General features: G+C 65.8%; 18 protein-coding genes. 4 read left to right on the forward strand and 14 right to left on the reverse strand.

Annotated elements, in window-relative coordinates; all coding sequences use genetic code 11:
• The first annotated feature begins 223 nt into the window (after positions 1-223).
• Positions 224-1,225, forward strand: a complete 1,002-nt coding sequence (locus PQR02_RS19245; RefSeq protein ID WP_408234216.1) for a sigma-70 family RNA polymerase sigma factor — start codon at positions 224-226, stop codon at positions 1,223-1,225.
• Here PQR02_RS19245 and PQR02_RS19250 read toward each other — a convergent pair.
• The 3 genes from PQR02_RS19250 to PQR02_RS19260 form a co-directional block, all read right to left on the reverse strand.
• Entirely contained in the window at positions 1,181-2,455 is a 1,275-nt protein-coding gene (locus PQR02_RS19250; protein WP_408234219.1) for an EAL domain-containing protein, read from the reverse strand. The two genes, PQR02_RS19245 and PQR02_RS19250, sit on opposite strands and share 45 nt — an antisense overlap.
• Positions 2,456-2,697: 242 nt before the next feature.
• The gene (mdtD, locus tag PQR02_RS19255; protein ID WP_408234222.1) at positions 2,698-4,155 is read right to left on the reverse strand and encodes a multidrug transporter subunit MdtD; all 1,458 of its coding nucleotides are present in this window, start codon (positions 4,153-4,155) and stop codon (positions 2,698-2,700) included.
• A gap of 80 nt (positions 4,156-4,235) precedes the next feature.
• Entirely contained in the window at positions 4,236-5,654 is a 1,419-nt protein-coding gene (locus PQR02_RS19260; RefSeq protein WP_408234225.1) for an aminotransferase-like domain-containing protein, read from the reverse strand.
• 165 nt (positions 5,655-5,819) lie between these two features.
• Between PQR02_RS19260 and PQR02_RS19265 the strand changes: the two genes are divergently transcribed.
• On the forward strand, positions 5,820-6,125 hold the full coding sequence (locus PQR02_RS19265; protein WP_408234228.1) for a DUF2917 domain-containing protein: 306 nt from the start codon (positions 5,820-5,822) through the stop codon (positions 6,123-6,125).
• 197 nt (positions 6,126-6,322) lie between these two features.
• On the opposite strand, the gene PQR02_RS19270 is transcribed toward PQR02_RS19265, so the two are convergent.
• Entirely contained in the window at positions 6,323-7,564 is a 1,242-nt protein-coding gene (locus PQR02_RS19270) for a citrate/2-methylcitrate synthase (protein WP_408234231.1), read from the reverse strand.
• A 140-nt stretch (positions 7,565-7,704) separates the two neighbouring features.
• Between PQR02_RS19270 and PQR02_RS19275 the strand changes: the two genes are divergently transcribed.
• Positions 7,705-9,096, forward strand: coding sequence for a CoA transferase (locus tag PQR02_RS19275; protein WP_408234234.1), 1,392 nt, complete (start codon positions 7,705-7,707; stop codon positions 9,094-9,096).
• A 134-nt stretch (positions 9,097-9,230) separates the two neighbouring features.
• On the opposite strand, the gene PQR02_RS19280 is transcribed toward PQR02_RS19275, so the two are convergent.
• Positions 9,231-9,977, reverse strand: coding sequence for a GntR family transcriptional regulator (locus tag PQR02_RS19280; RefSeq protein WP_093635740.1), 747 nt, complete (start codon positions 9,975-9,977; stop codon positions 9,231-9,233).
• 179 nt (positions 9,978-10,156) lie between these two features.
• Between PQR02_RS19280 and PQR02_RS19285 the strand changes: the two genes are divergently transcribed.
• Positions 10,157-11,002, forward strand: coding sequence for an aldo/keto reductase (locus tag PQR02_RS19285; protein WP_408234237.1), 846 nt, complete (start codon positions 10,157-10,159; stop codon positions 11,000-11,002).
• A 56-nt stretch (positions 11,003-11,058) separates the two neighbouring features.
• On the opposite strand, the gene PQR02_RS19290 is transcribed toward PQR02_RS19285, so the two are convergent.
• From PQR02_RS19290 to fusA, 9 genes are all read right to left on the reverse strand, one after another.
• Positions 11,059-11,532, reverse strand: coding sequence for a hypothetical protein (locus PQR02_RS19290; protein WP_408234240.1), 474 nt, complete (start codon positions 11,530-11,532; stop codon positions 11,059-11,061).
• Between the two features lie 368 nt (positions 11,533-11,900).
• Positions 11,901-12,719, reverse strand: a complete 819-nt coding sequence (locus PQR02_RS19295; protein WP_408234243.1) for a hypothetical protein — start codon at positions 12,717-12,719, stop codon at positions 11,901-11,903.
• A gap of 283 nt (positions 12,720-13,002) precedes the next feature.
• Positions 13,003-15,198, reverse strand: a complete 2,196-nt coding sequence (locus PQR02_RS19300; RefSeq protein ID WP_408234246.1) for an ABC transporter ATP-binding protein — start codon at positions 15,196-15,198, stop codon at positions 13,003-13,005.
• Complete coding sequence (locus tag PQR02_RS19305; RefSeq protein WP_408234249.1) at positions 15,195-16,061, reverse strand: ABC transporter permease; 867 nt, start codon at positions 16,059-16,061, stop codon at positions 15,195-15,197. The genes PQR02_RS19300 and PQR02_RS19305 overlap by 4 nt, the downstream gene beginning before the upstream one ends.
• A complete protein-coding gene (locus PQR02_RS19310; protein WP_408234252.1) occupies positions 16,058-17,068 on the reverse strand; it encodes an ABC transporter permease in 1,011 nt (336 codons plus the stop codon). The genes PQR02_RS19305 and PQR02_RS19310 overlap by 4 nt, the downstream gene beginning before the upstream one ends.
• 31 nt (positions 17,069-17,099) lie before the next feature.
• Positions 17,100-18,767, reverse strand: a complete 1,668-nt coding sequence (locus tag PQR02_RS19315) for an ABC transporter substrate-binding protein (protein WP_408234255.1) — start codon at positions 18,765-18,767, stop codon at positions 17,100-17,102.
• Between the two features lie 340 nt (positions 18,768-19,107).
• Complete coding sequence (locus PQR02_RS19320; protein WP_408234258.1) at positions 19,108-20,127, reverse strand: HoxN/HupN/NixA family nickel/cobalt transporter; 1,020 nt, start codon at positions 20,125-20,127, stop codon at positions 19,108-19,110.
• 18 nt (positions 20,128-20,145) lie between these two features.
• Complete coding sequence (locus tag PQR02_RS19325; protein WP_408234261.1) at positions 20,146-20,661, reverse strand: cupin domain-containing protein; 516 nt, start codon at positions 20,659-20,661, stop codon at positions 20,146-20,148.
• Between the two features lie 205 nt (positions 20,662-20,866).
• Positions 20,867-22,972 carry an elongation factor G gene (gene fusA / locus PQR02_RS19330; RefSeq protein WP_408234264.1) on the reverse strand — a complete coding sequence of 702 codons (2,106 nt, stop codon included), beginning with the start codon at positions 22,970-22,972 and terminating at the stop codon, positions 20,867-20,869.
• Between the last annotated feature and the right edge of the window lie 129 nt (positions 22,973-23,101).

Consider the following 23,101-nt stretch of genomic DNA (forward strand, 5'->3'; position numbering starts at 1 on the left):
AAGCCACGGCCGGTCCAAAAGCCGCGCGCCCCATGCGCCGGTTATTGCTCTTTTGACGAAGCGGCGCGCCGCCGCGTGACAGGAATATTTTTTCGTTCCGCTGTCACATCGTCGAGCGCTCAGACGTCAAGCTGAAAAGGATGCAGACTACGGCGAGCGCCTCGACAATCCGCAGGCAGGCAAGGCGCGCTTTTTTCACCCCGCACGATCTGGAGGTCTACATATGACGGAACAAGGAATCGACAAGGCATCCAGTTTCGAGGCTGTGCGCGCACGCCTGCTCGCGCTGGCCTACCGGATGCTTGGCAGCCGCGCCGAGGCGGAAGACGTGGTGCAAGACGTGTGGCTCAAATGGCATCTGGCCGACACGCAAGCCGTACAAACGCCGGCAGCCTGGCTCACCACGCTCGCCACACGCACGGCGATCGACCGTTTGCGGCACGTGCAGCGCGAACGGGCGTCGCAGGCCATCGGCTGGCTGCCGGAACCCTGGCTGGACGAGGCGGCGCCGTCGGCGGAAGAGGCGGCGGTGCGGGCGTCGGAAATGTCCTACGGCGTCATGCTGCTGCTTGAACGCCTGAAACCTGACGAGCGCGCGGCTTTCGTGCTGCACGAGGCCTTCGATTGCGACTACGCGGAGATCGCAAAAATTCTCGAACGCACGCCGGCTGCTTGCCGCCAGATCGTCCGTCGCGCCAGGACGCGTTTGCAGCGCGCCGGGGCGCCGTTGGAACGCACGGACCCTGCCGCGCATGCGCATATCGTCGAACGCTTGCGCACCGCATTGGAGGAGCAGGATCGAACAGGCCTGTTGCAACTCTTTAGCCACGCGCCTGAAGTCGTCAGCGACGCGCCAGTTGGTTCATCTGTACGCGCACGTCAGCCGGCAGCCGCTGGGTGGGTGGAGACGGTGACGTCGCTTGCGCAACAGGCGAGCAGCGCGGAGGTGGTGTCGGTCGAGGGCGCGATGGGCATCGCCCTGTTCCTGGACGGCGAGGTCGTCGGGGTGCTCGACGTGCGGACGAACGGCGTCGCGGATGGCTCGGCCAAGATCGTCGCGTTGCACATTGTGACCAGCGCGGCGCGTTTGCATGCCGCGAATTGCGTGGTGGGCCGCGCGGCAGTCACCCAACTGCTCACGCGCATCCAGCAGAACCCGCCCACGCCCTCAGTCTCGCCCTCAATTGCGATGAGCCGCGACTTCCCAGTTGATGTCTACGCATAGCACCTGCGTACCGTGCGGCGTATGTGCGGCGATCGAGGCGGTCACACACAGGTGAGCTTCGTTGATCGACAGATAGGGCGGCGTCAGATGCACCTGACCGGGCGTGCGCATCGCCTGAATAAAGTAGGGCCGGCGTTCCCAGCTCGCGCCTTCCGAATGCAGCAGCGGCCGGAAGCGTTTCGCGCGTTGCGACGTGCGTCCCGGCGGCAGCACGTTGTCGCCGATCTGCCGGCCCGAACCGTCGAGCACGAAGCTGCGCGCCGTTTCGCCGAGCGTGAGCAGCGGCGCGGTGGCGTGGGCGATGGACTCGCCGGCAATCAGTTGCGCGGCGGCCGTCTCCAGCGCCCGGACGTAGGGTGCGAGCCGGGCGGATTGTGCTCGTTCACGTGCGGTGACCCGCTCGCGCAGGGCGGCGGAGAGAGAGTCCATCAGTCCGGCAGCCGCTTGCGGTTTCACCGGCTCGACGCTCGGGCCCGCGAAGACTGCGCCCTGCACGAAGTCCACGTTGCATTCGAGGGCGATCAGCGCCTCCCGCTCGGTGCTCAGGCCACCCATCAACACCAGTTGTCCGGATTCGTGCAGCAAAGAGACGATTCCGGGCAGTACACGTTCAATGTGCGAGTGTTCGCTGGCCTGAGCCAGAATGCCGCGGTCGAGCGTGACGATATCCGGACGCAGATTCCACACGCGGTCAATGTTCGAATGTTTCGCGCCGAAGCCGTCGAGCGCAATCAGGAAGCCGGATTTGCGCAGTGCGTCGACGATCTCGGCAAAGCGCGTGGTTTCTCCGCCAGCCTGCTCGGATACTTCGAGCACCACGCGTTGAGGCGACAGACCGAGCGCCTTGAGGCCGGCAAGCAGCGCATCGCCATAGCTGGTGTCCATCAGCGCCGCCGGGTGCAGGCTCAGGAAGAGCCATTCGTCGTGGCTGTCGAACGCGTTGAAGTTGCCGAGATGCAGCGATTCAGCCAATCGGCCGAGTTCCAGCAGATCGCCGCGCCGTGCCGCCTGCGTGAAAACTTCGTGCGACGGCACTTGCTGCGCATGTTCGTCGTGAGCGCGCAGCGACGCGTGGTAACCGATCGCGCGCCGGTGCGACACTGAGAAAACCGGTTGAAAGACGCTGAAAACGGTGTAGCTGCCGTACAGGACGGTGCGCCTGGAGCCTTCGTCGCCGGCCATTGGGCGCGGCGGCTGAAAGCCGGGAGGATCGAGTTCGATCATGCTCATCATGTCGGTCGTGTGGAAGGGGCATCGCGCCTGCATGCTGGAGACGAGAATGCACACGCGCAAAACGAGAGTTTATAGGATAGGTGAGCAAGAACTATGCGCGTGCGGAAACACAGCAGGGGCGGGCAGCAGCCACGCTCTGATACGACGATTGTGCGCCACCTCGGGTGCGAACGTGACGATTCGCACTTTGCTGGTGCGGTGCGCGCCCCGTTCCGGTACGACGGGAGGCGCGGCCCGCGTCAGGTCCGCTCTGACGGATCCGTCTTTTTTGCCGGCGTGCGGATGTCCGGCGAGAGCTGCGCGAAGATCCACGACGAGCACGCGGTGATGATCCCGACACACAGGAACGTCGCATGAAACGCCGGCAGCGAATTGATGGCGGTCACGCGTTGCAGCAGGCCGGTAAAGGTCGCAAGCAATGCGCCCGCCACGGTCACGCCGAGACTCATCGAGAGCATCTGGATCAGCGAAAACAGACTGTTGCCGCTGCTTGCGCCACCGGTGCCCAAGTCCTTGAGCGTCAGCGTGTTCATTGCGGTGAACTGCATCGAATTGACACTGCCGAAGAACGCCAGTTGCACAAGCCGCAGCCACAGCGGCTGATTGACGCTGGTCAGCGCGAAGCTCGCCATGGTCAGCCCGACCATCACCGTATTGACGATCAATACGCTTCGGTAGCTGTACTTCATGATCAGCTTCGTTACCAGGCGTTTCGACGCCATGCCCGCGGCGGCCACCGGCAGCATCATCAGGCCGGCTTCGAATGCGCTATAGCCGAGACTTACCTGCAACAGCAGAGGAATCAGATACGGCATCGCACCGCTGCCAATCCGCGCGAACAGATTGCCGAGCAGGCCGACGCTGAAGGTGTGAATCTTGAAGAGATCGAGCGGGAAGATCGGTGTGGGTTCGCGCACCGCGTGCAACGCGTAGGCGACGAAGCAGGCAAGGCTCAGAATCAGCAGCACCAGTACGGTGGCATGTTGAATGCCGAACTCGGTGCGGCCGTCCAGCGCGAACGAAATCGCCACCATGCCGACGACCAGCAGCAGGTAGCCTTTCAAATCGAACTTGCCGGTATGTTCGTTGCGGCTGTCCGGCATGAAGATGAACGTCGCGATGCAGCCCACGATACCCACCGGCACGTTGATCAGAAAGATCCAGTGCCACGACGCGATCTTCACCAGCCAGCCGCCGAGTGTCGGGCCGATCAGCGGGCCGATCAGCCCCGGAATCGCCACGAACGACAGCGCCGGCAAGTAGCGCTCGGCCGGAAAGGTACGCAGCACCGCGAGCCGCCCCACCGGCAGCAGCATCGCGCCGCCCACGCCCTGCACGATGCGAAAGGTCACCAGCTGATTCAGCGTATGCGCGTTCGCGCACAGCAACGAACCGATCGCAAATACGAGGATCGCGCTGAAGAACACGCGCCGCGTGCCGAGCTTGTCGGCCAGCCAGCCGGACACGGGGATCATCACCGCCATCGTCAGCGAATAGGCGATCACCACAGATTGCATGCGCAGCGGCAATTCGCCGAGGCTCGTCGCCATCGCGGGGAGCGCGGTGTTGACGATCGTCGAGTCGAGCGTCTGCATGAAGAAGCCGGTGGCGACGAGCCACAGCATCACGGTAAGCGAGCGAGCCGAAGGGGCAGAGGGGGCGTTGACAGCGGAGGCGGGCGGAGTCGGGGTGGACATGAAGGGCGGCTGGGCGCGCAGGGGCGGGCTGGGACTCGCTATTCTAGGGAAAAAAGCGCGGCGCCGCGCAGCCGCCACGCTCAGGCATCGCCCGGCAGTGCCGCCGCCGCATGAAAAAATGCCTGCGCTCGCGGCTCGGTGCCGAAGGCCACGTGAATCCTGATCCACGGGGTCGCTTCCATGTTCGGCCGGAAATAGTTGCCGGGCACCACCGTCACGCCCAGCGGCGCGCCGCACGCCACCAGCCGTTCGGCGTCGGCAACGTGCGGTACTCGCGCCCACACGAACTTGCCGCCAACGGGCTTTTCAAAAATCTCCCAGCCGGCATCTTCGAGCGTCTGGATCGTCGAGCCGAGCGCGTCTCGCATCCGACGGCGCAGGCGCTCCAGATATTTGCGATACGCGCCGCGCTCCAGCAGCGACACCGCGACCGCTTCGGCAAAGCGCGAGCCGCCGATGCTCGTCAGCATCTTGATGTCCACCAGGTCCTTGATGATCGCGTGGCTTGCCACCACGCAGCCGATCCGCAGCGACGATGACAGCGTCTTCGACAGGCCGCCCACGTAGATCACGTGTTCGAGTTGGTCGAGGGTGGCGAGGCGGTCGGTGAGATCGGTCTGGAAGTCGGCGTAGATGTCGTCTTCGATGATCGAAAAGCCGTGCTCGCGCGCCAGTTGCAGCAGGCGGAAGGCCACTTGCGGCGCGACCGTGGTGCCGGTCGGATTGTGGAACACCGTGTTGATGAACAGCAGCTTGGGCCGGTGCAACTTGAGCTGCGCCTGCATCACGTCGAGGTCGGGTCCGTTGCGGGTGCGCGGAATGCCGATCAACCGCACGCCGTGCAGCTTCAGCAGGCCGTACAGGTTGTAGTAGCCGGGGTCCTCGACAAAGATTGTGTCACCGGCCTTGAGCATGTAGCGCATCAGCAGATCCAGCGCCTGGCTCGCGCCGTTGGTGATCAGGATCTGCGACGCATCCGCCTGAATTCCCAACTGCGCGATCCGGCTTTGCAGATGCTCGCGCAAGGTCGGATTGCCGAGGGGCGTCGCGTACTCGACCATGCTCGCCGGGTCGGTGCGCGACACGTAGCGGATTGCTTGCGCGATGCTGTCCATGTCGCGCCAGCTTTCCGGAATGAAGCCGCTGCCGAGCTTGAGCGTTTCGCCGGGATGGTTGAATTGCTGGAGCAGATGCCCCGATTCGTCCTCGGCGCGGCGTGGGTCCGACGTGCCCTGGCAATGCGTGCCCGCCGGCTGACGGTCGGAGAGATAAAAGCCCGAGCCGTGGCGCGAATCGACATAGCCGAGCGACACCAGCCGGTCGTAGGCCTCGATCACGGGAAAGCGGCTCACGCCGAAGTCGGCGGCGAACTGGCGGATCGACGGCAGCTTCGAGCCGGGATGCGCGGCGCGCGAACGGATCCAAGCGGTGACGCCCGTGACGATCTGGTCGGTGAGCGGCACGCCGTTGTCGCGATCGAGCAGGATTTCGAGTTTCATGCGCTTGCTTCCTTTGCCGGATGACATGCGGCCGAGCAGCTACCCCAACTGTCCGGCTTTTCGACTGAACAGTTCCGATGAAAGTGTTCGGAACTGTGCATGGGACTTCGATCATCGCACGATCAATAATCGGTACAACAGATAAGCCCTTGAAGGAGAGCGGCGATGCGTGAAGTCCGGATTTTCGAGTTGGAACATGGCGAGCCTGTCGCGGCCTGGCGTGTCGCGCGTCCGTCCACCTTCAAGGTGATTTCGGGCGAGGTCTGGCTGACGATCGAAGGCTACGGCGAAGATCACTGGCTCGCCACCGGCGAGTCGGTCGAGTTGCCGCGTCGCGCGGTGGCGTGGATCAGCGCGGGCCAGGCGGGGGCACGCTTTGCGCTGGCGAGCGGCTCCGAGCGCGACGTGCCGAAGCCGGTGTCGGAGTTGCCGGTATTGAGCCGCTTACCGCGCTGGTTCGGTATGGGCTGACGAAGTTTCGATCCGCGGCCTGCAGCTGAGCGATCAGCGGCGGGCAGGCGGCGGATGAGCGGCGACGGGTAAACGGCAGATGAGCGCCGAAAGGGCAGCGGCTGACGATTGCTCGCACCGCTTTCAACCGTCGTCCGAAGCGCGTTCAACGGGCGTCCAACTGTCGCCCACCGTCCCCGCTCACGCCCCCCAGCAGCTCACCCCAATCCCACCGCCTCATACTCCCCGACATACCGCGCCCGCGGCCGGATCAACCGCCCATCGCTCGCCTGTTCCATCGCATGGGCGATCCAGCCGACCACCCGGCCTACCGCGAAGAGCGTGAACGCAGCGCCAGCCGGCAACCCGAACACCCTTTCCATCGCCGCGAGGGCGAAATCGACAGTCGGTTCCGCGCCAGTCGTGTCGCGCACCGTGCGCGCAAGCCGCAGCACGTCGCCAAGTGGTGAACGGACAGGCGCGCAGTCGGCAAGCCTCTCCAGCAACAGCCGCGCACGCGGATCGCCGTCCGGATAAAGCGGATGACCGAAGCCCGACAGCACCGGCCCCTGCGCGCCATGTTCGTGGCGCGCAAGGCGGTTTGCCAGAAAGCGGTCGAGATCGGCCGCGCGCGACGCCTCGTCGAGCAGCGCGTCGATGCGCACCGTCTCGCCGCCGTGACGCGGGCCCGCCAACGCGGCGAGTCCGCCGGCCACCGCGCCGAACAGGTGCGTCCCCGTCGACGTGATGCAGCGGACCGTGAACGTCGATGCATTCAACTCGTGATCCGCGCAGGCCACCAGCGCCGCGCGCAGCAGCCCGGCCTGCTGCCGGTTGCGCACATGCCAGGCAGAAGCCAGTTGCCGATGCAGCGGTTCGTTCGACGGTGCCGCCGAGATCATCGCGGCGGCCAGCAGCCGCATGACCGCGCACGCGGTGTCGAGTTGCGCGTCGCGGCCGAGCGCCCACACGCGCGGCATGTGCGCCGCGGCGGCGGGCAGCAGCACGAGTGCGCGATCGAGCGGCGTGCTAGCGCTCCACAGCTTGAGCCACGCGGACCACTGAGCCGCGGCGAGCGGCACGGCGGGCGCGCCGGCAATGCGCCGCGCGCTGCATTGCCACAACAACGCGGCGATGTCCTCGAGCGACGCGGTGCGTGCCAGTTCCGTCGCGTCGCGTCCGCGATACAGCAGGCGGCCGTCCGCGACCAGCGTAATCGACGATTCGAGCACCGGCACGCCCCAGTCCAGCACCTTCTGCGCGACCTTGCCGGCGCGCTTGCCGTCCGCCTTGCGACGCGCGAGGCGGCGCACCTCGGCGGCGTCGTACAGGTGGTGCTTGCCTTGCGCATCCGGCGACGAACTCAGCATTCCGCGGCTCACGTATGCATACAGGGTGGGCAAGCTGATGCCGAGGGCGGTGGCGGCTTCGGTGGCGCTCAAGAAAGTCGAGGTCGGCATGGAAACGTGGAGAAACCGAAGAAATCAATATATGTTGATTATCATAATCAAGGTTGATCGCGACGGGTCGAAAATCTAGACTCGGTTCACTTCAGGGTTCACTTCGCCATTCACTGTCCATCTGCTCCGAACCGAACGCTATGACGCCCGAACTCGCTCTCAAACATATCTGGACCGTCGCGGGATGCGACCCGGCCGCGCTGCGATCCGTGTCACTGACCGGCGCGGACCCCGGCTTGCCGTCGGTCTACCGGGTCGGCAGCCTGGCCTCGGCGACCATCGCCGCGACCGGCCTTGCGGCGGCCGAATGTCAGCGCTTGCGCACGGGGCGCAGGCAATCGGTGTCGGTGGAGATGCGGCGCGCATTGGCGGCGTTTCGCAGCGAACGCTATTTGCGCATCGACGACGGGCCGCCGCCTGCGTTGCGCGACCCGGTCACCGGCTTCTATGAGACACGCGACGGCCGCTGGATTCAACTGCACACGAATTTTGCGCACCATCTGCGCGGCGTGCTGAACGTGCTCGGCTGCGACAACGAGCGCGCTGCGGTGGCCACCGCGATTCGCGGCTGGGACGGTGCGGCGCTCGACCAAACACTCGCCGACGCAGGCCTGTGCGCGGCGTTGATTCGCACGCCCGACGAATGGGCCGCGCTCGACCAGGCGATGGCGATTGCGCGGCTGCCGCTGTTCGAGATCGAGCGCATCGGCGATGGGCCCGCCGAGCCGCTCCGCCACGGCGACGCGGACCGACCGCTCGCGGGCGTGCGGGTGCTCGACCTGTCGCGCATCATCGCCGGGCCGGTGGCCGGGCGGGCGCTCGCGCACCATGGCGCGGACGTGTTGATGATCAACGGTCCGCATCTGCCGAACATTGCGCCGCTGGTAATCGACAACGGGCGCGGCAAGCGCTCGGCGGTGCTCGATCTGCGCGCCGCCGCCGGCTGCGAAACCCTGCGCGGTCTGGCTGGCGAGGCCGATGTGTTCCTTCAGGCGTATCGTCCGGGCGCGCTGGCCGCGCGCGGCTTCGGCCCCGAGGATTTGGCGCGGGTGCGGCCGGGGATCGTGTATGTGTCGGTGTCCGCGTATGGACACGAAGGGCCGTGGGCGCGGCGGCGCGGGTTCGATAGCCTGGTGCAGTCGGCGAGCGGGATTGCCTTTACCGAGCGGCAGGCGGCGGGCGGCGCGCAGCCGAAGCATCTGCCATGTCAGGCGCTGGATCACGCGACCGGCTACCTGGCCGCGTTCGGCGCGATGACCGCGTTGACGCGGCGGGCCGCCGAAGGCGGAAGCTGGCACGTGCGGGTTTCGCTCGCGCAAACCGGGCGGTGGTTGCAGTCCTTCGGCCTGCTTGCCGATGGCTGGCGCACCGCCGATGTCGCGCTCGATGACGTGCGCCATTGCATGGCGGGCGTGCAGTCGGAGTTCGGCGGCGTACTGGCGGTGCAGCCGGCCGAGCAGCTAGCGCAGACGCCCGCTTTTTATGCGCTGCCACCGGTGCGGGTCGGCGCGCACGAGGCGAGATGGGAGTGATCGTTTCGGTCTTTGCGGCCGCACGAGTCGTCGCCGAACGAACGCGGCGCGAGCAGGGCGCAAGCGCGAAACAAGCGCGAATCGAGCGCGAAACAAGCAGCACTCGACCCCCGTCACCCGCTACGCCCAACCCGCTACTTCCTCAACTCCGCAACGAAATCGTAGTAATCGTTGCGGCAGTAGGTGTCGGTCAATTCGATCGCCCGCTGATCGGCGGTATAGCCGACGCGGGTGATCAACAGCAGCGCTTCGTTCGGCGCAATGCTCATCTGCTGCGCGATTTCGTCGTTCGCGTTCACCGCGCGAAAATGCTGCAGCGCCCGCACGATCGTCAGTCCGCGATTTTCCAGGTACGTATACAGCGAATCGCCAATCGCCTGCGGGTCCGGGATCACCGCCGCCGGAAACGTGGAGTTCTCCACCGCCATCACGATGCCGTCGGCGAGGCGCAAACGCCGCAGCCGCGTCACCGCCGCGGCCGGCGACAAGCCGAGCTGGATCACCTCGTCGCGGTTAGCCGGCGAGATCTCGCGCGACAACCACTTCGAGCTTGGCGTAAAGCCGCGCCGCCGCAGCATTTCGCTGAAGCTCGACAGACGCGACAGCGGATCTTCATAGCGCGGCGTGATGAAACTGCCCGCGCCCTGAGTGCGGCGGATCAAACCCTGTTCGACCAGCAGCGCAATGGCCTTGCGCGAGGTGATCCGCGATACGCCGAGCGCCTCCGACAGCACGCGCTCCGAGGGCAGCGCTTCGCCGGCGTTCCAGCGGTTTTCGTGGATGGCGCTGCCGAGCTTGCGAGCAAGTTGCAGATATAGCGGCGTGTCGTTTTCCGGGTCCGGGCGCAGGTCGCGCCAGCGGTCTTCCGAGGCAGAGGTCATGGGGCTCACGCAAGATAGGCAAGCGGCAATTCTATGACATCGGCGCGTCGCGTTATAGCGGGCTTTTGCCTGGGGGGCAGTCGGATGCTCATCGAGGCGCTAAACTCCTCGCTAAGATTTTCGTAGCCGGCGCCGCGCGCCATTGCATCCGTTGAATCGAGCCACTTCGAGGAGTCAGCATGACGAGTGATATTGCAAGCGTGAGCTTGCCCGACGGCGAGCGTATTCCCGCACTGGGACAGGGGACCTGGGACATGGGCGAAGTGCCGGCGCGGCGGACGGAGGAAGTCGCCGCGCTGCGTTGCGGCATCGAACTGGGCATGACGCTGATCGATACCGCGGAAATGTACGGCGACGGCGCGACCGAGACGCTGCTCGGCGAAGCGCTGGCCGGCTTGCGCGACGAGGTGTTTCTGGTCAGCAAGGTGTATCCGCACAACGCCAGCCGACGCGGTGTGATCGCGGCCTGCGAACAAAGTCTGAAGCGTTTGAAAACCGACCGGCTCGATCTGTATCTGCTGCACTGGCGCGGTTCAGTGCCGCTTGCGGAAACCGTCCGCGGGTTCGAGACGTTGCGCGCGGCGGGCAAGATCCGGCATTGGGGCGTCAGCAATTTCGACACCGACGACATGGAAGAACTCGTGGCCACGCCCGGCGGCGACACGTGCGCGACCAATCAGATTCTCTACAACATCGCGCGCCGCGGAGCGGAATTCGATTTGTTGCCGTGGCTCGCCGCGCGCAATATGCCGGCGATGGCCTATAGCCCGGTCGATCACGCTCGCCTGCCGAAACGTTCGCCGCTCGACGACATTGCCGGCGCGCGTGGCGTCTCGGTGTTTCAGGTGGCGCTCGCGTGGGTGTTGCTCAAGCCCGGCGTGTGCGCGATTCCGAAGGCGGGCCGCGTCGAGCATGTGCGCGACAACCATCGCGCGTCGCAGCTGCGCTTGACCGGTGATGAACTCGCCGCACTCGACGCTTACTTCAAACCGCCGCGCAGCAAGCGTCCACTCGAAATGCTGTAGCCGCGGTGGCGCTCGCTTGCGGCACGGCGGCACAGTGGCTCAGCGTGCGTGTGGGCTCAGGTGCAGGCGTGATGCATATGCACGGAGCCCAGCACCGCGACTTCGGCGGGGGTGTGCTTGAGGGCATCGTCGTCGACCTGGGCGGCGTCCGCGAGGAAGTCGTCGACGATCGTCGATACGGGTACGTCGCGCAGACACAGCGACACGCGCTGCGTTTCGTTCGCCGGGAGCGCGGTGCGCTGGCCGAGGAACAGCACGCCGTACTGATAGCCGTGAATGATGCCCCGGATCGCGCCGACGCACTGGCCTTGCGCGGCGTTGTCGTTTCTCTGTTTGCAGGTCTGGACGAGGGAGTAGGCCGAGAAGGTGGGATCGACGGGCGGCGCGGCTTGCGACATCGTCGGCGGCATCGGCCGCGCCGCTTGGGGCGCCGGCGTTTGTGCTTGAGCGAGCGATGCGAGGCCCAGCGCGGCAACCATCAGCAGGCCAGTGGCCGCGCGCGCCGCCCAAGGGTGAACGTTTCGTTGCATGTTGTGGGCCCTCATATCGAACGTTGAATTGGATATGAGGCGATCGCCTCGGATTGGTTCCACAACACGTGTGCGCGGCTAGTTGTTTTATGCGCTTTCACGGACTTCGCGCGGCGGGCGCGCTTGACGTATGGTTTACGCGCAGCTTGCGGCAAGTCAAAGCCGCTCGACAGCGGCTTCACTCGGCGTTCGTGGCGATGGTCCGGGCGCTGCCCGCGGCGATCGTCGAAAGCAACCGGCCTCGGGCGGTGACGCTCGACCGGGGATCGAGACATCACCGCCGATGCCGGCGGATCGCGACGGCATGCCGGGAGCGTGTCGCCAGCGGGGGCAGGGTGCAGGGCACTCTGCCTGGGACAGGGCGAGTCCTAGTGCCCGTTCCCTCCGCCATTGCCATTGCCACCGCCATTGCCGCCGCCACCCTTGCCGCCGAGACCGCCGCCGAAGCCTCCGCCGAAGCCTCCGCCAAAGCCTCCGCCGAAGCCTCCGCCAAAGCCTCCGCCAAAGCCTCCGCCAAAGCCTCCGCCAAAGCCTCCGCCAAAGCCTCCGCCGAAGCCGCCACCGAAGCCACCACCAAAACCACCGCCAAAGCCACCGCCAAAGCCACCGCCAAAGCCACCGCCAAAGCCACCACCTTTGCCACCGCCCGGGCCGCCGCCGGAGCCTCCGCAACCGCAGCCGCCGCTCCCGCCGCTGCCATTGCCTCCGCCTCCGCTACTGCCTCCACCGCTGCTGTTTCCCTTGCTGCCGGCGCTCGCTCCGGCACTTCCGCCAGCTCCGCCTGAGCCAGCCGCCACGGCGCCGCTATTGCCGCTCGCTCCCGAGCCGCCATTGCCGGCGCTCGCCGCGCCGTTGCTTCCGCCGCCGCCAGCGTGGCGTCCGCATCCGGCACTCGCGCCGCCGCAGTCACTGGGCATGAATACCGCGGCCGCATCGTCGGCGGCGGTCACTTCGCCGGGCGCGCTGCCTGTCGCCAGCGCGCCTGACGACCCGCCATCGTCCTGCGAGAGTTGCATCGGTGCGTGCTCCGCGTAGCCGGCCACCGACGCATCGGCAAGCACCATCCACCGGGGAATCACCTCGGTCGATGCCGGGTACGCCGCCTCGGTCGCCAGTACCACTACGCCTGTCACGATCATCGCTTGCCGAATAACCCCGCAGTAGTACTGATTGAATCTTGTTTTCATTGCATCTCTCCCCGACCGAACGACGGCGCCTCGTTGCCGCCATCTGTTGTGTCGAAAGCGCGGCGGCGGACCGATCTGAACGCGGGCCTTGTCGCCCCCCCGAATCTGGTTTGCCGAGTCGCTTCACGTATCGTTCGGCTCAACCGTAATTAGCGATATCCATGCCACGGCTCGCGAAGCCTTGCCGCGACACCCGTCAGATAGGGAGATGCGATGCACACGATGAAAAACCACGTGAACGTTTCGGCGATGAAACGCACCACGGAAAATCACGTTAAAACGCTTATACGTTGCGGCCAGCGCTCTGCGGCGCGTTTGCGGAGCGTTCGGGCGAGACGTCGCCAGGGCCTTCGCCCGGCGTGTCGTGTGGGGCGGTTTGCAGCACGCGCAGCGTGGCAACCGGGATGTGGCAGCGGATTCGATGCACGGCCGGCTGCGCCGCGTCGCCTCCCTGACCCGCATCGAGAAAGGGAGGCTCCTGCTGTTCGCAGATCGCGCCGAGCTTGCGCGGACAGCGCGTGTGAAAGACGCAGCCGGAAGGCGGCGACGCCGCGCTCGGCAGCTCGCCGGAAAGACGGATGCGGGCCGGCCCGACGTGTGCGCCGAGCGTCGGCACGGAGGACAGCAGCGCCTCGGTATAAGGATGCTGCGGGCCGTCGAACACCGCGGCGGCCGGTCCGATTTCCAGCAGCCTGCCGAGATACAGCACTGCGATGCGATCCGCGAGATAGCGCACCACGTGCAGATCGTGCGAAATGAACACGTAGCTCACGCCGCGCTCGCGTTGCAGATCGGCGAGCAGATTGAGGATCGCGGCCTGCACGGAGACATCGAGCGCGGAAGTCGGCTCGTCGCAGACCACCACGCGCGGCGCGCCGGCAAACGCGCGGGCAATCGCCACGCGCTGCTTCAAGCCACCCGACAACTGCCGCGTGCGTGACCCGAGATAGCGCTCGGGCAAGCGCACGGCAGCCGTCAGCATGGCGAGCCGTGCGTCGAGCGCGGGGCCGCGCAATGCGGTGACGCGCGACAATGCGCGGCCGATCAGCCGCTTCACCGAATGCGCGCGATTGAGCGCCGAGTCGGGGTTCTGGAACACCGTCTGCAAGGACTTCAACTGCTCGTCGCTGCGCCGCGTGACTCGCGCGGCGAGCGGCGCGCCGTCGAGTTCGAGCACGCTGCCCGCATCGGGGGTGAGCAGCCCGAGCATCAGCTTGGCGAGCGTCGTCTTGCCGCTGCCCGATTCGCCGACCAGACCCAGCGTCTCGCCGCTGGCGAGATCGATCGACACATCGTCGAGCGCACGCAGCGGTGCGCCGGATACGTGGAACGTCTTCGAGAGTTTTTGCGCGCGCAGCACGGGCGTTGCAGGCGAGCCGTCCGGCGAACCGCGCTGATTGCCGGCCAATGCCTGCGGGGTCGCGCGCGGCAATTCGATCGCGCGCTCATGGTAATAGCAGCGCGACATCTGATCGCCGCGCGCGGCGATCAGCCGGTACGGCGGCGGCGCTTCGCGGCGGCAGCGGTCGTCGGCGAGACGGCAGCGCTCCGCGTAAATGCAGCCTTGCGTGACCGAGCCGGGCGGCGGCAGGCCGCCCGCGATCGTATCGAGCCTCCCGTTGTCCTTGTTGCGCCCCACCGTGGGCAGGCAGCGCAACAGTCCGACCGTGTAGGGATGACGCGGTCGTGTGAACACGTCCTCAGTCGCGCCTTCCTCGACCAGCTTGCCCGCGTAAAGCACGCCGACGCGCTCGCACATCCGCCCGATCACCGCGAGATTGTGGCTGATGAAGAGCACCGCGGTGCCGAGTTCCTCGCGCAAAGCGGCGACCAGGTCGAGCACTTCCGCTTCGACGGTGGCGTCGAGTCCGGTGGTCGGTTCGTCGAGAATCAGCAGCGCGGGGTTCGACGCGAGCGCCATCGCGATCACCACGCGCTGCTGCATGCCGCCCGACAATTGATGAGGATAACTGTCCATCACGCGTTCGGGCGACGCGATGCGTACGCGTTCGAGCATGTCCCGCGTGCGCCGCAGCGCATCGTCACGCGCGGCGCCTGCGGCTTCGAAGGCTTCGGAGACTTGTCGCGCGATCGTCAGCGACGGATTGAGCGCGCGCGCCGGGTCCTGATAGACCATCGACACCGTGTTCGCGCGCAGGTTGCGCAACGCATCGGCGTCGAGCTTCTGCACGTCCGCGCCAGCGATCATGATCCTGCCCGCCTTCACCTTGCCGTTGCGCGGCAGATAGCGCAGCGCCGCCATCGCGACCGTCGACTTGCCGCAGCCCGATTCGCCCACCAGTCCATAGGCTTCGCCGCGCCGCACGCGAAACGACACATCCTGCAGCACTTCGCGATCGCGTCCGCGTATCCGGTACGTGACCGTCAGGCCGACCACGGTCAGCGCGTCCGTGCGATCGCTCTTCGACACGTCGAAGGCGGCGAACGGCGTGGCGGGGGTGGGCGGTGCGACGCTCATCGGTCGAGCACTCCCTGCACGCTGTCGGCGATCAGATTCACCCCGACCACCAGCGAGGCGATCGCGCCGGCCGCGAACACCACGGTCCACCAGGCGCCGCCCGCCATCAGCGTGTACGACTCGGACAACGCGAGACCCCAGTCGGCCGAAGGCGGCTGAATGCCGAAGCCGAGAAACGACAGCGTGGCGACCGCGAAGATCGCATAGCCGAGCCGCACGGTCGCCTCGACGATGATCGGCGGCAGCACGTTGGGCAGGATCTCGACGAACATGATGTAGGGCGCGCGTTCGCCCCGCAGTTGCGCGGCGGCCACGTAGTCCAGATGCCGTTCCGCGAACACCGCGGCGCGCACGGTGCGCGCGGTGATCGGCGTGAAGGTGATGCCGATCACGAGGATCACGGTGAAATTCGACGCGCCGACCGCGGCCAGCGCGAGCAGTGCGACGATCACGAGCGGCAGCGCGAGCACGGCGTCGATCGCGCGGCCCACCACGTTATCCACCCAGCCCTCGAAGTAGCCGACGAGCAAACCGAGCGCCGTGCCCGCGACCGTGCCGAGCAGGGTCGCGAGCGGCGCGATGGTGAGGATGTCGCGTGCGCCGACGATTACGCGCGAGAACACATCGCGGCCGAGCTGGTCGGTGCCGAACCAGTGCGTACGATCGGGCGGCAGCAGCGAATTGAGCGGATCGGACGCATAGGGGTCGAGGCGCACGATCCAAGGACCCGCGAGCGCGCACACCACCCACCACACGACGATGAACACGCCCACCACGAAGGTCGGCGAATGCAACAGCTCGCGCAACTGCTCGAAGCGCGGCTCGGCGGGTGAGGCTTGAGTCGGCGGAACGACGGCGCTCATTCTGCGCTCCTGACTCGCAGCCGCGGATTGAGCAGCACATGCAGCGCATCGGCAACGAGATTGGCGAGCGTATAGACAACGCCGATCGTCAGCACGCCTGCTTCGAGCATCGGAAAGTCCTTCGCCTTGGCGGCGTTGTAGATCAGCGAGCCGATGCCCTGATAGTGGAACAGTGTCTCGACCACCACGAGGCCGCCGATCATGTAGCCGAGCTGCGTCGCGGCGACGGTGATGGTGGGCAGCAGCGCGTTGCGCAACACGTGCCGCCAGATCACGATGTGGCGCGGCAAACCCTTGAGGATCGCGGTGCGCGTGTAGTCCGCGTCGAGCGCTTCGACGGTGCCCGCGCGCGCCATTCTCGCGATGTAGCCGAAGAACACCAGCACCAGCGGCAGCACCGGCAGAACCAGATGCCTTAGCTGTTCGAACGCGCTGGCTTCGGGCGGATACGACGCTTCGATCGGCAGCCAGCGCAGCCATACGCCGAACACCAGAATCAGCACGATCGACGAAACGAATTCCGGCACCACAGTCGCCGACAAACCGGCAATGCTGATCGTGCGATCGAGCCAGCGCCCCGCGTGCATCGCCGACCACACGCCGCCCGCGATGCCGAGCGGCACGACGACGATGAACGCGAGCAGCCCGAGCTTCGCCGAATGCGCGAGCGCGTCCACGATGAACGGCGCGACCGGCTCGCGATACGCGTACGAAAGCCCCATATTGCCGCGCAGGAAATGCGTGATCCAGTCGACGTATTGCGTGACGAGCGGCCGGTCCGCGCCGAGCTGATGGTTGAGCGCGGCGACCGCGCGCGCGTCGGCGAGCGGTCCCAGCACCGCGCGGCCGATGTCGCCGGGCAACAGCTGCCCGCCCGCGAACACGATCACCGACAACAGCCATAGCGTGATCAACGACAAGCCCACGCGCGCGCCTAGAAAGCGCGCAACGCGGCCTGCGTTGCCGCTCGATACGTTGGAGGCCGAAGGGGGCGCCGTGGCCGACATCGTGGGCTCCTGTCGCAGGCTGCGGCGGTGCTTACGCGCTCAGCACCGCGCGGTCGAAATAGAGTTGCGCGAGCGCGGTGAAGCGCACGCCGTTCACGCCTTTGCGCATCGCGATCAGCTGGTCGTAGAAGAACGGGATGATGACGGGCGTTTCGTCGAGCAGCAGCGTCTGGATCTGCGCGGAGATTTTCTTCTGTGACGCGAGGTCGATGGCCGCGACGAACTGCGCGACCAGTTGATCGTATTGCGGATTCCTGAAGTGCGCGGCATTCCACGTGCCGGTGCTGGTGAGCGGCGCGTTCAGGAACACGTTCGGCACGCCGCGATGGCCGTAGTCGGTGATGCCGAGCGGCGAGTCGAGCCAGTCGGATTTGCCCGGCGTGCCCGCGCCGTAATACAGCGACTGGCTCTCGACCTTCAGATTGATGCGCACGCCGATCGCCTTCGCCGCGTTCTGCACGACCACCGCGAGGTCGGGAATCTCCATGTATTTTTCGGTGGTCAGCGTCACGTCGAAGCCGTTCGCCACGCCAGCCTGTGCAAGCAGTTGCTTCGCCTTCGCGATGTCGATCTTGCGTTGCGGCACGCCCGCATCCGATGACGGAAACACCGGCGCGAACGGACTGTCGTTGCCGAGTTGTGCGCGGCCCTTGAACAGGCCGCGCACCAGCACGTCGCGATCGAGTGACAACGCCAGCGCCTGACGCACACGCTTGTCCTTGAACAGCGGGCTGTCGTTGCGCATGTGGATCTGCCGATGCGCGCTCGACTTCACCCCGACCGCCTTGAAGTCCGGATTGTTCAGGATGCCGGCGCCGCCCTGCACGGTGAAGGTGCCCATCACGTCTGCCTGATGGCCTTGCAATGCGAGCAACTGGGCTTGTTCGTCGGCATAGAAGGTAAACTGTACGCGTTGTGGTAACGCTTTTTCGCCCCAGTAGTCGGGATTGCGCACGAACGATGCGCCGACCTTGGGCTGAAATTTCTCGAACCTGAACGGACCCGTGCCGATAAAGGTCTTTTCATAACCGCCCGCGTAGTTCGCGGGCAGGATCACGGCGTTGTAATTGTCCGACGAGACGTAGTACGGGAAGTTGCCGTTCGGCGCGTCGAGATGAAACGCGACCGTGTGATCGTCGACCGCTTTTGCGCCGCCTTTCGACAGCACGCCCTTGAGCACGGAGAGCGCCGCCGAACCGCTTGCGGGGTCGGCGAGGCGGTCGAAAGTGGCGACCACGTCTTTCGCGGTGAACGGCTGGCCGTCGTGGAATTTGACGTTCGGGCGCAGCGCGAAGGTCCACACGTCGCCCTTGTTGTTCGGCTTCCACGACACGGCGAGCGCCGGTTTCAGCATGAGCTTCTCGCCGTCGTCGTCGATCAGGAACTCTCCGGTCTGGTTCAGGAGCGCGAGACTGGCGGCATCGGTCACGGTGAGCGGATCGACCGCGCCGGCGGGCGTCAGGTGAGCGACGCGGATCGTCTGACCGGATGCGCCAGGCGCTCCTTGCGCCCGCGCTCGCGGCGCGTTCAGCAGCGCACCGCCGCCGGCGAGCGCCAACCCGATCACGCTCGCATGGCGCAGCAGTTCGCGGCGCGTGAGGCGGCCGGCGAGGAATTCGTCGATGGCGTGTTTGCCGTAGGCGTCGGCGGTGAGGCGGGCTGCGTCGAGTGCGAGAAATCGGTCCACGGGATTTTTCATCGATGGAGAGTCCAGTCCGTTCTGTTGCCGGTTCTGACAAGCCGCGCTGGATGCGCGCGGCGCGGCGCACGCCTTTGACACGCGCCTGTGATGATCGGCGCGAAAGCCTGCGCAAAGCGGTTCAGTTTAAGCGATTGCTCATGGGTCCGGCGCGCCTGAGGCGTTGCCGGCGCGCCGATTGGCCGATAAAAGAGCCGCTGTGTATCGTGGCCACAACGCTCGCCAACCCTCATCACGACGTTCGACGCCTGCGACTCATAGGCCGCCTCCGCCGTCACGGACGAATCGCCGATGCCGCGCCGGCCTCTTTAGCGGCTGCGTCGCGCGCGAGGGATCGGACTTACCGCGCGACCCCAGCCGGGCGCCGCCAGCGCTGAAACAGCACTGAACCGATCCAGCACGCCATGAAGGCGGCAACGATTCCATAGCCGAGCGCGCCGAAGCGCTCGTTCACGCTCGCGACCGCGTCCCATATGCCGCCGTTCAATCCGAGCTTGTCCGACAGCAGCCCCAGCGCTTCGACGCCGCCGATCACGATCGCCACCAGCGCCGACACGAACGTGATGCTGGCGTTGTAGTAGAGCTTGCGCTTCGGATCGTCCATGGCCCAGCCGTAGGCGTGGACCATCAACACGTTGTCGGTCGAATCGACCAGCGTCATGCCCGCGGTGAAGAGCGCGGGGAACACGAGGATCGAATACAGCGGCAAACCGGTGCCGGCCTGGGACGCTGCAATCGCCAGCAAGCCGATTTCGGTCGCGGTGTCGAAGCCGAGTCCGAACAGCACGCCGACCGGGTACATGTGCCAGCTTTTCGTGACGAGCCGGAACAGCGGCCGCAATGCGCGCGACAGCAGCCCGGCCGGTGCGATCGAATCCGCTGTTTGCGCAGTCATTTCGCCGTCGCGCTGAACGTGGCGATAACGGCGCCACACGTCGCGCAGAATCACGAGGTTGACGGCCGCGAGCACCAGCAGGAACGTCGCCGAAACGACTGTGCCGAGCGTGCCGCCCACTTCCTTGAAGGTCTCGAAACGGCCATGCAGCGAATGCGCGGTCCACGCCATGCCGATCGTCGCGGCGATCACGATCGTCGAGTGTCCCAGCGAAAACGCGAGGCCCACGCCGAGCGGCCGCTTGCCGGTCTGCATCAGCTTGCGCGTGACCGCGTCGATCGCCGCGATGTGGTCCGCATCGACCGCATGACGCAGACCGAACCCATACGCGAGCAGCGCGGTGCCGAGCAGCAGCGGGTAATGGCGAAACCCGATCAGCGCCCAGCCCCAGGCGCCGAGATTGGCGGCGATCAGCACGGCGTACAGCGAAAGCAGGCGAGGGCGCAGCGAAGCGGTCGGCGTCATGAGTCGCGGGGCAAGGAGTTAGTGATCGTGCGGATGCTTGTGAATCGGATCGACCCAGTAGACCGTTTCAGGCGCTTCCACCGCGTCGATGTTCAGGTTGACCACCACCGCCTCGTTGTCGCTGCGCACCAGCACGCATTCGAGCGGGTCGTCGGTGCTCGCATTGATCTCCTGATGCGGCACATAAGGCGGCACGAAAATGAAGTCGCCCGGGCCGGCCTCCGCCGTGAACTCCAGGTGTTCGCCCCAGCGCATGCGAGCCTGGCCGCGCACCACGTAGATCACACTTTCTAATGCGCCGTGATGATGCGCGCCGGTCTTCGCGTTCGGATGGATCGTCACGGTGCCGGCCCAGATTTTCTGCGCGCCGACCCGCGCGGCATTGATCGCGGCGGCGCGATTCATGCCCGGCGTTTGCGCGGTATTGCTGTCGAGCTGGTCGCCCCTGATGACCTTCACGCCGTGCTCGCGCCAATCGACCGGCGCGGCCGGTTGGTCGGCCCGGTAGTGCGGGTGTTCGTGATCCTGGCTCATGATGTCTCCTCCTCGGCGTGGCTTTTGCGTCGATCGGCGCGGCGCCGTCCAGCATTTTTGCACGGTCAAAAAACGCTTGGGTAGACACGCCGCGCGAGCGGCGCGGGCGCACGAAAAAAAAGCCCGCTCACGGGGAGCGGGCTTCGAGTCGCCAGCTTGGAGCAGCCTTGACCGCGCGCGGCCGGCGACGTGTTCATTGCAGCGTTTACTTCTGCTTCGCGTTGATCACGGCCTCGGCGACGTTGTTCGGCGTTTCGGCGTAGTGCTTGAACTCCATCGTGTAAGTCGCGCGGCCCTGCGTGGCCGAGCGCAGCGACGTCGAGTAGCCGAACATCTCCGCGAGCGGCACTTCGGCGCGCACCAGCTTGCCGCCGCCGCCGGCGATGTCTTCCATGCCCTGCACGAGTCCGCGACGGCTCGACAAGTCGCCCATCACGTTGCCCATGAAGTCTTCCGGCGTTTCCACTTCGACCGCCATCATCGGTTCGAGCAGCACGGGCTTGGCCTTGCGCATCGCGTCCTTGAACGCCATCGAGCCGGCCATGCGGAACGCGTTTTCGTTCGAGTCGACATCGTGGTACGAACCGAAGGTCAGCGTCACCTTCACGTCGACCACCGGATAGCCCGCCAGCACGCCGGCCTTCAGCGTTTCCTGGATGCCTTTGTCGACCGCCGGGATGTATTCGCGCGGAATCACGCCGCCCTTGATCGCGTCGACGAACTCGTAGCCCTTGCCTTGCGGCGCCGGCTCGAGCGTGAGCACCGCGTGGCCGTACTGGCCGCGACCGCCCGACTGCTTGACGAACTTGCCTTCGACGTCCTCGACCTTGTTGCGCACTGTCTCGCGATACGCGACCTGCGGCTTGCCGACGGTCGCCTCGACGCCGAACTCGCGTTTCATCCGGTCGACCAGAATTTCCAGGTGCAGCTCACCCATCCCGGAGATGATCGTCTGGCCGGATTCTTCATCCGTTTGCACGCGGAACGACGGGTCTTCCTGTGCGAGACGATTCAGCGCGATGCCCATCTTTTCCTGGTCGACCTTGGTCTTCGGCTCGACGGCCTGCGAGATCACCGGTTCCGGGAAGATCATCTTTTCGAGGATGATCACGTGGTTCGGATCGCACAGCGTGTCGCCGGTGGTCGCTTCCTTCAGGCCGACCGCCGCGGCGATGTCGCCCGCGTAGACTTCCTTGATTTCCTTGCGCTCGTTCGCGTGCATCTGCAGGATCCGGCCAAGGCGCTCTTTCTTTTCCTTGATTGCGTTGTAGACCGTGTCGCCCGAATTCACCACGCCCGAATACACGCGGAAGAAAATCAATTGGCCGACGAACGGGTCCGTCATGATCTTGAACGCGAGCGCGGAGAACGGATCAGTGTCGTTCGGATGACGCTCGATTTCCTTGTCGTGTTCGTCGTGACCGGTAATCGCCGGCACGTCGACCGGCGACGGCAGGTAGTCGATCACCGCGTCGAGCATGGCCTGCACGCCTTTGTTCTTGAACGCGCTGCCGCACAGCATCGGCACGATTTCATTGGCAATGCAGCGCGCGCGGATGCCGTGCTTGATCTCTTCTTCGGTCAGCGTTTCGCCGTGCAGGTATTTGTCCAGCAACGCCTCGTTCGCCTCGGCGGCGGCCTCGACCATCTTGTCGTGCCACTCCTTCGCGGGGGCCGCTAGTTCCGGCGGAATATCGCGATACTCGAACTTGATGCCCTGGTTCTCTTCGTCCCAGAAGATCGCCTTCATCTTGACCAGATCGACCACGCCCTGGAAGTGTTCTTCCGCGCCGATCGGAATCTGGATCGGCACCGCGACACCCTTCAGCCGGTCGCCGATCTGCCGCTGCACGCGGAAGAAGTCCGCGCCGACGCGGTCCATCTTGTTGACGAACGCGATACGCGGCACCTTGTACTTGTTCGCCTGACGCCACACCGTTTCGGACTGCGGTTGCACGCCGCCGACCGAGTCGTACACCATGCACGCGCCGTCGAGCACGCGCATCGAACGCTCCACTTCGATCGTGAAGTCGACGTGGCCCGGGGTGTCGATGATATTGATCCGATGTTCGGGATAGTTGCCGGCCATGCCTTTCCAGAAGGCGGTGGTGGCCGCCGACGTGATGGTGATGCCGCGCTCCTGCTCCTGTTCCATCCAGTCCATCGTCGCCGCACCGTCGTGAACCTCGCCGATCTTGTGGGTCACGCCGGTGTAGAACAGGATGCGTTCAGTGGTGGTGGTTTTGCCGGCATCGATGTGAGCGCTGATGCCGATATTCCGGTAGCGCTCGATGGGAGTCTTGCGGGGCACGTGAACCTCCTTGGAATAGCGCGCCTGAAACGCTTGCCGGACGGCAGTCTGTGCTACCCGGCGAGCCTGGGTGCTGCTTTGCTGAGACTACTAGAATAGCGCGTCGGCCCGGCTTTTGCAGGAATCTTG

The organism is Paraburkholderia sediminicola (assembly GCF_046026895.1).
Taxonomy (GTDB): domain Bacteria; phylum Pseudomonadota; class Gammaproteobacteria; order Burkholderiales; family Burkholderiaceae; genus Paraburkholderia; species Paraburkholderia sediminicola_C.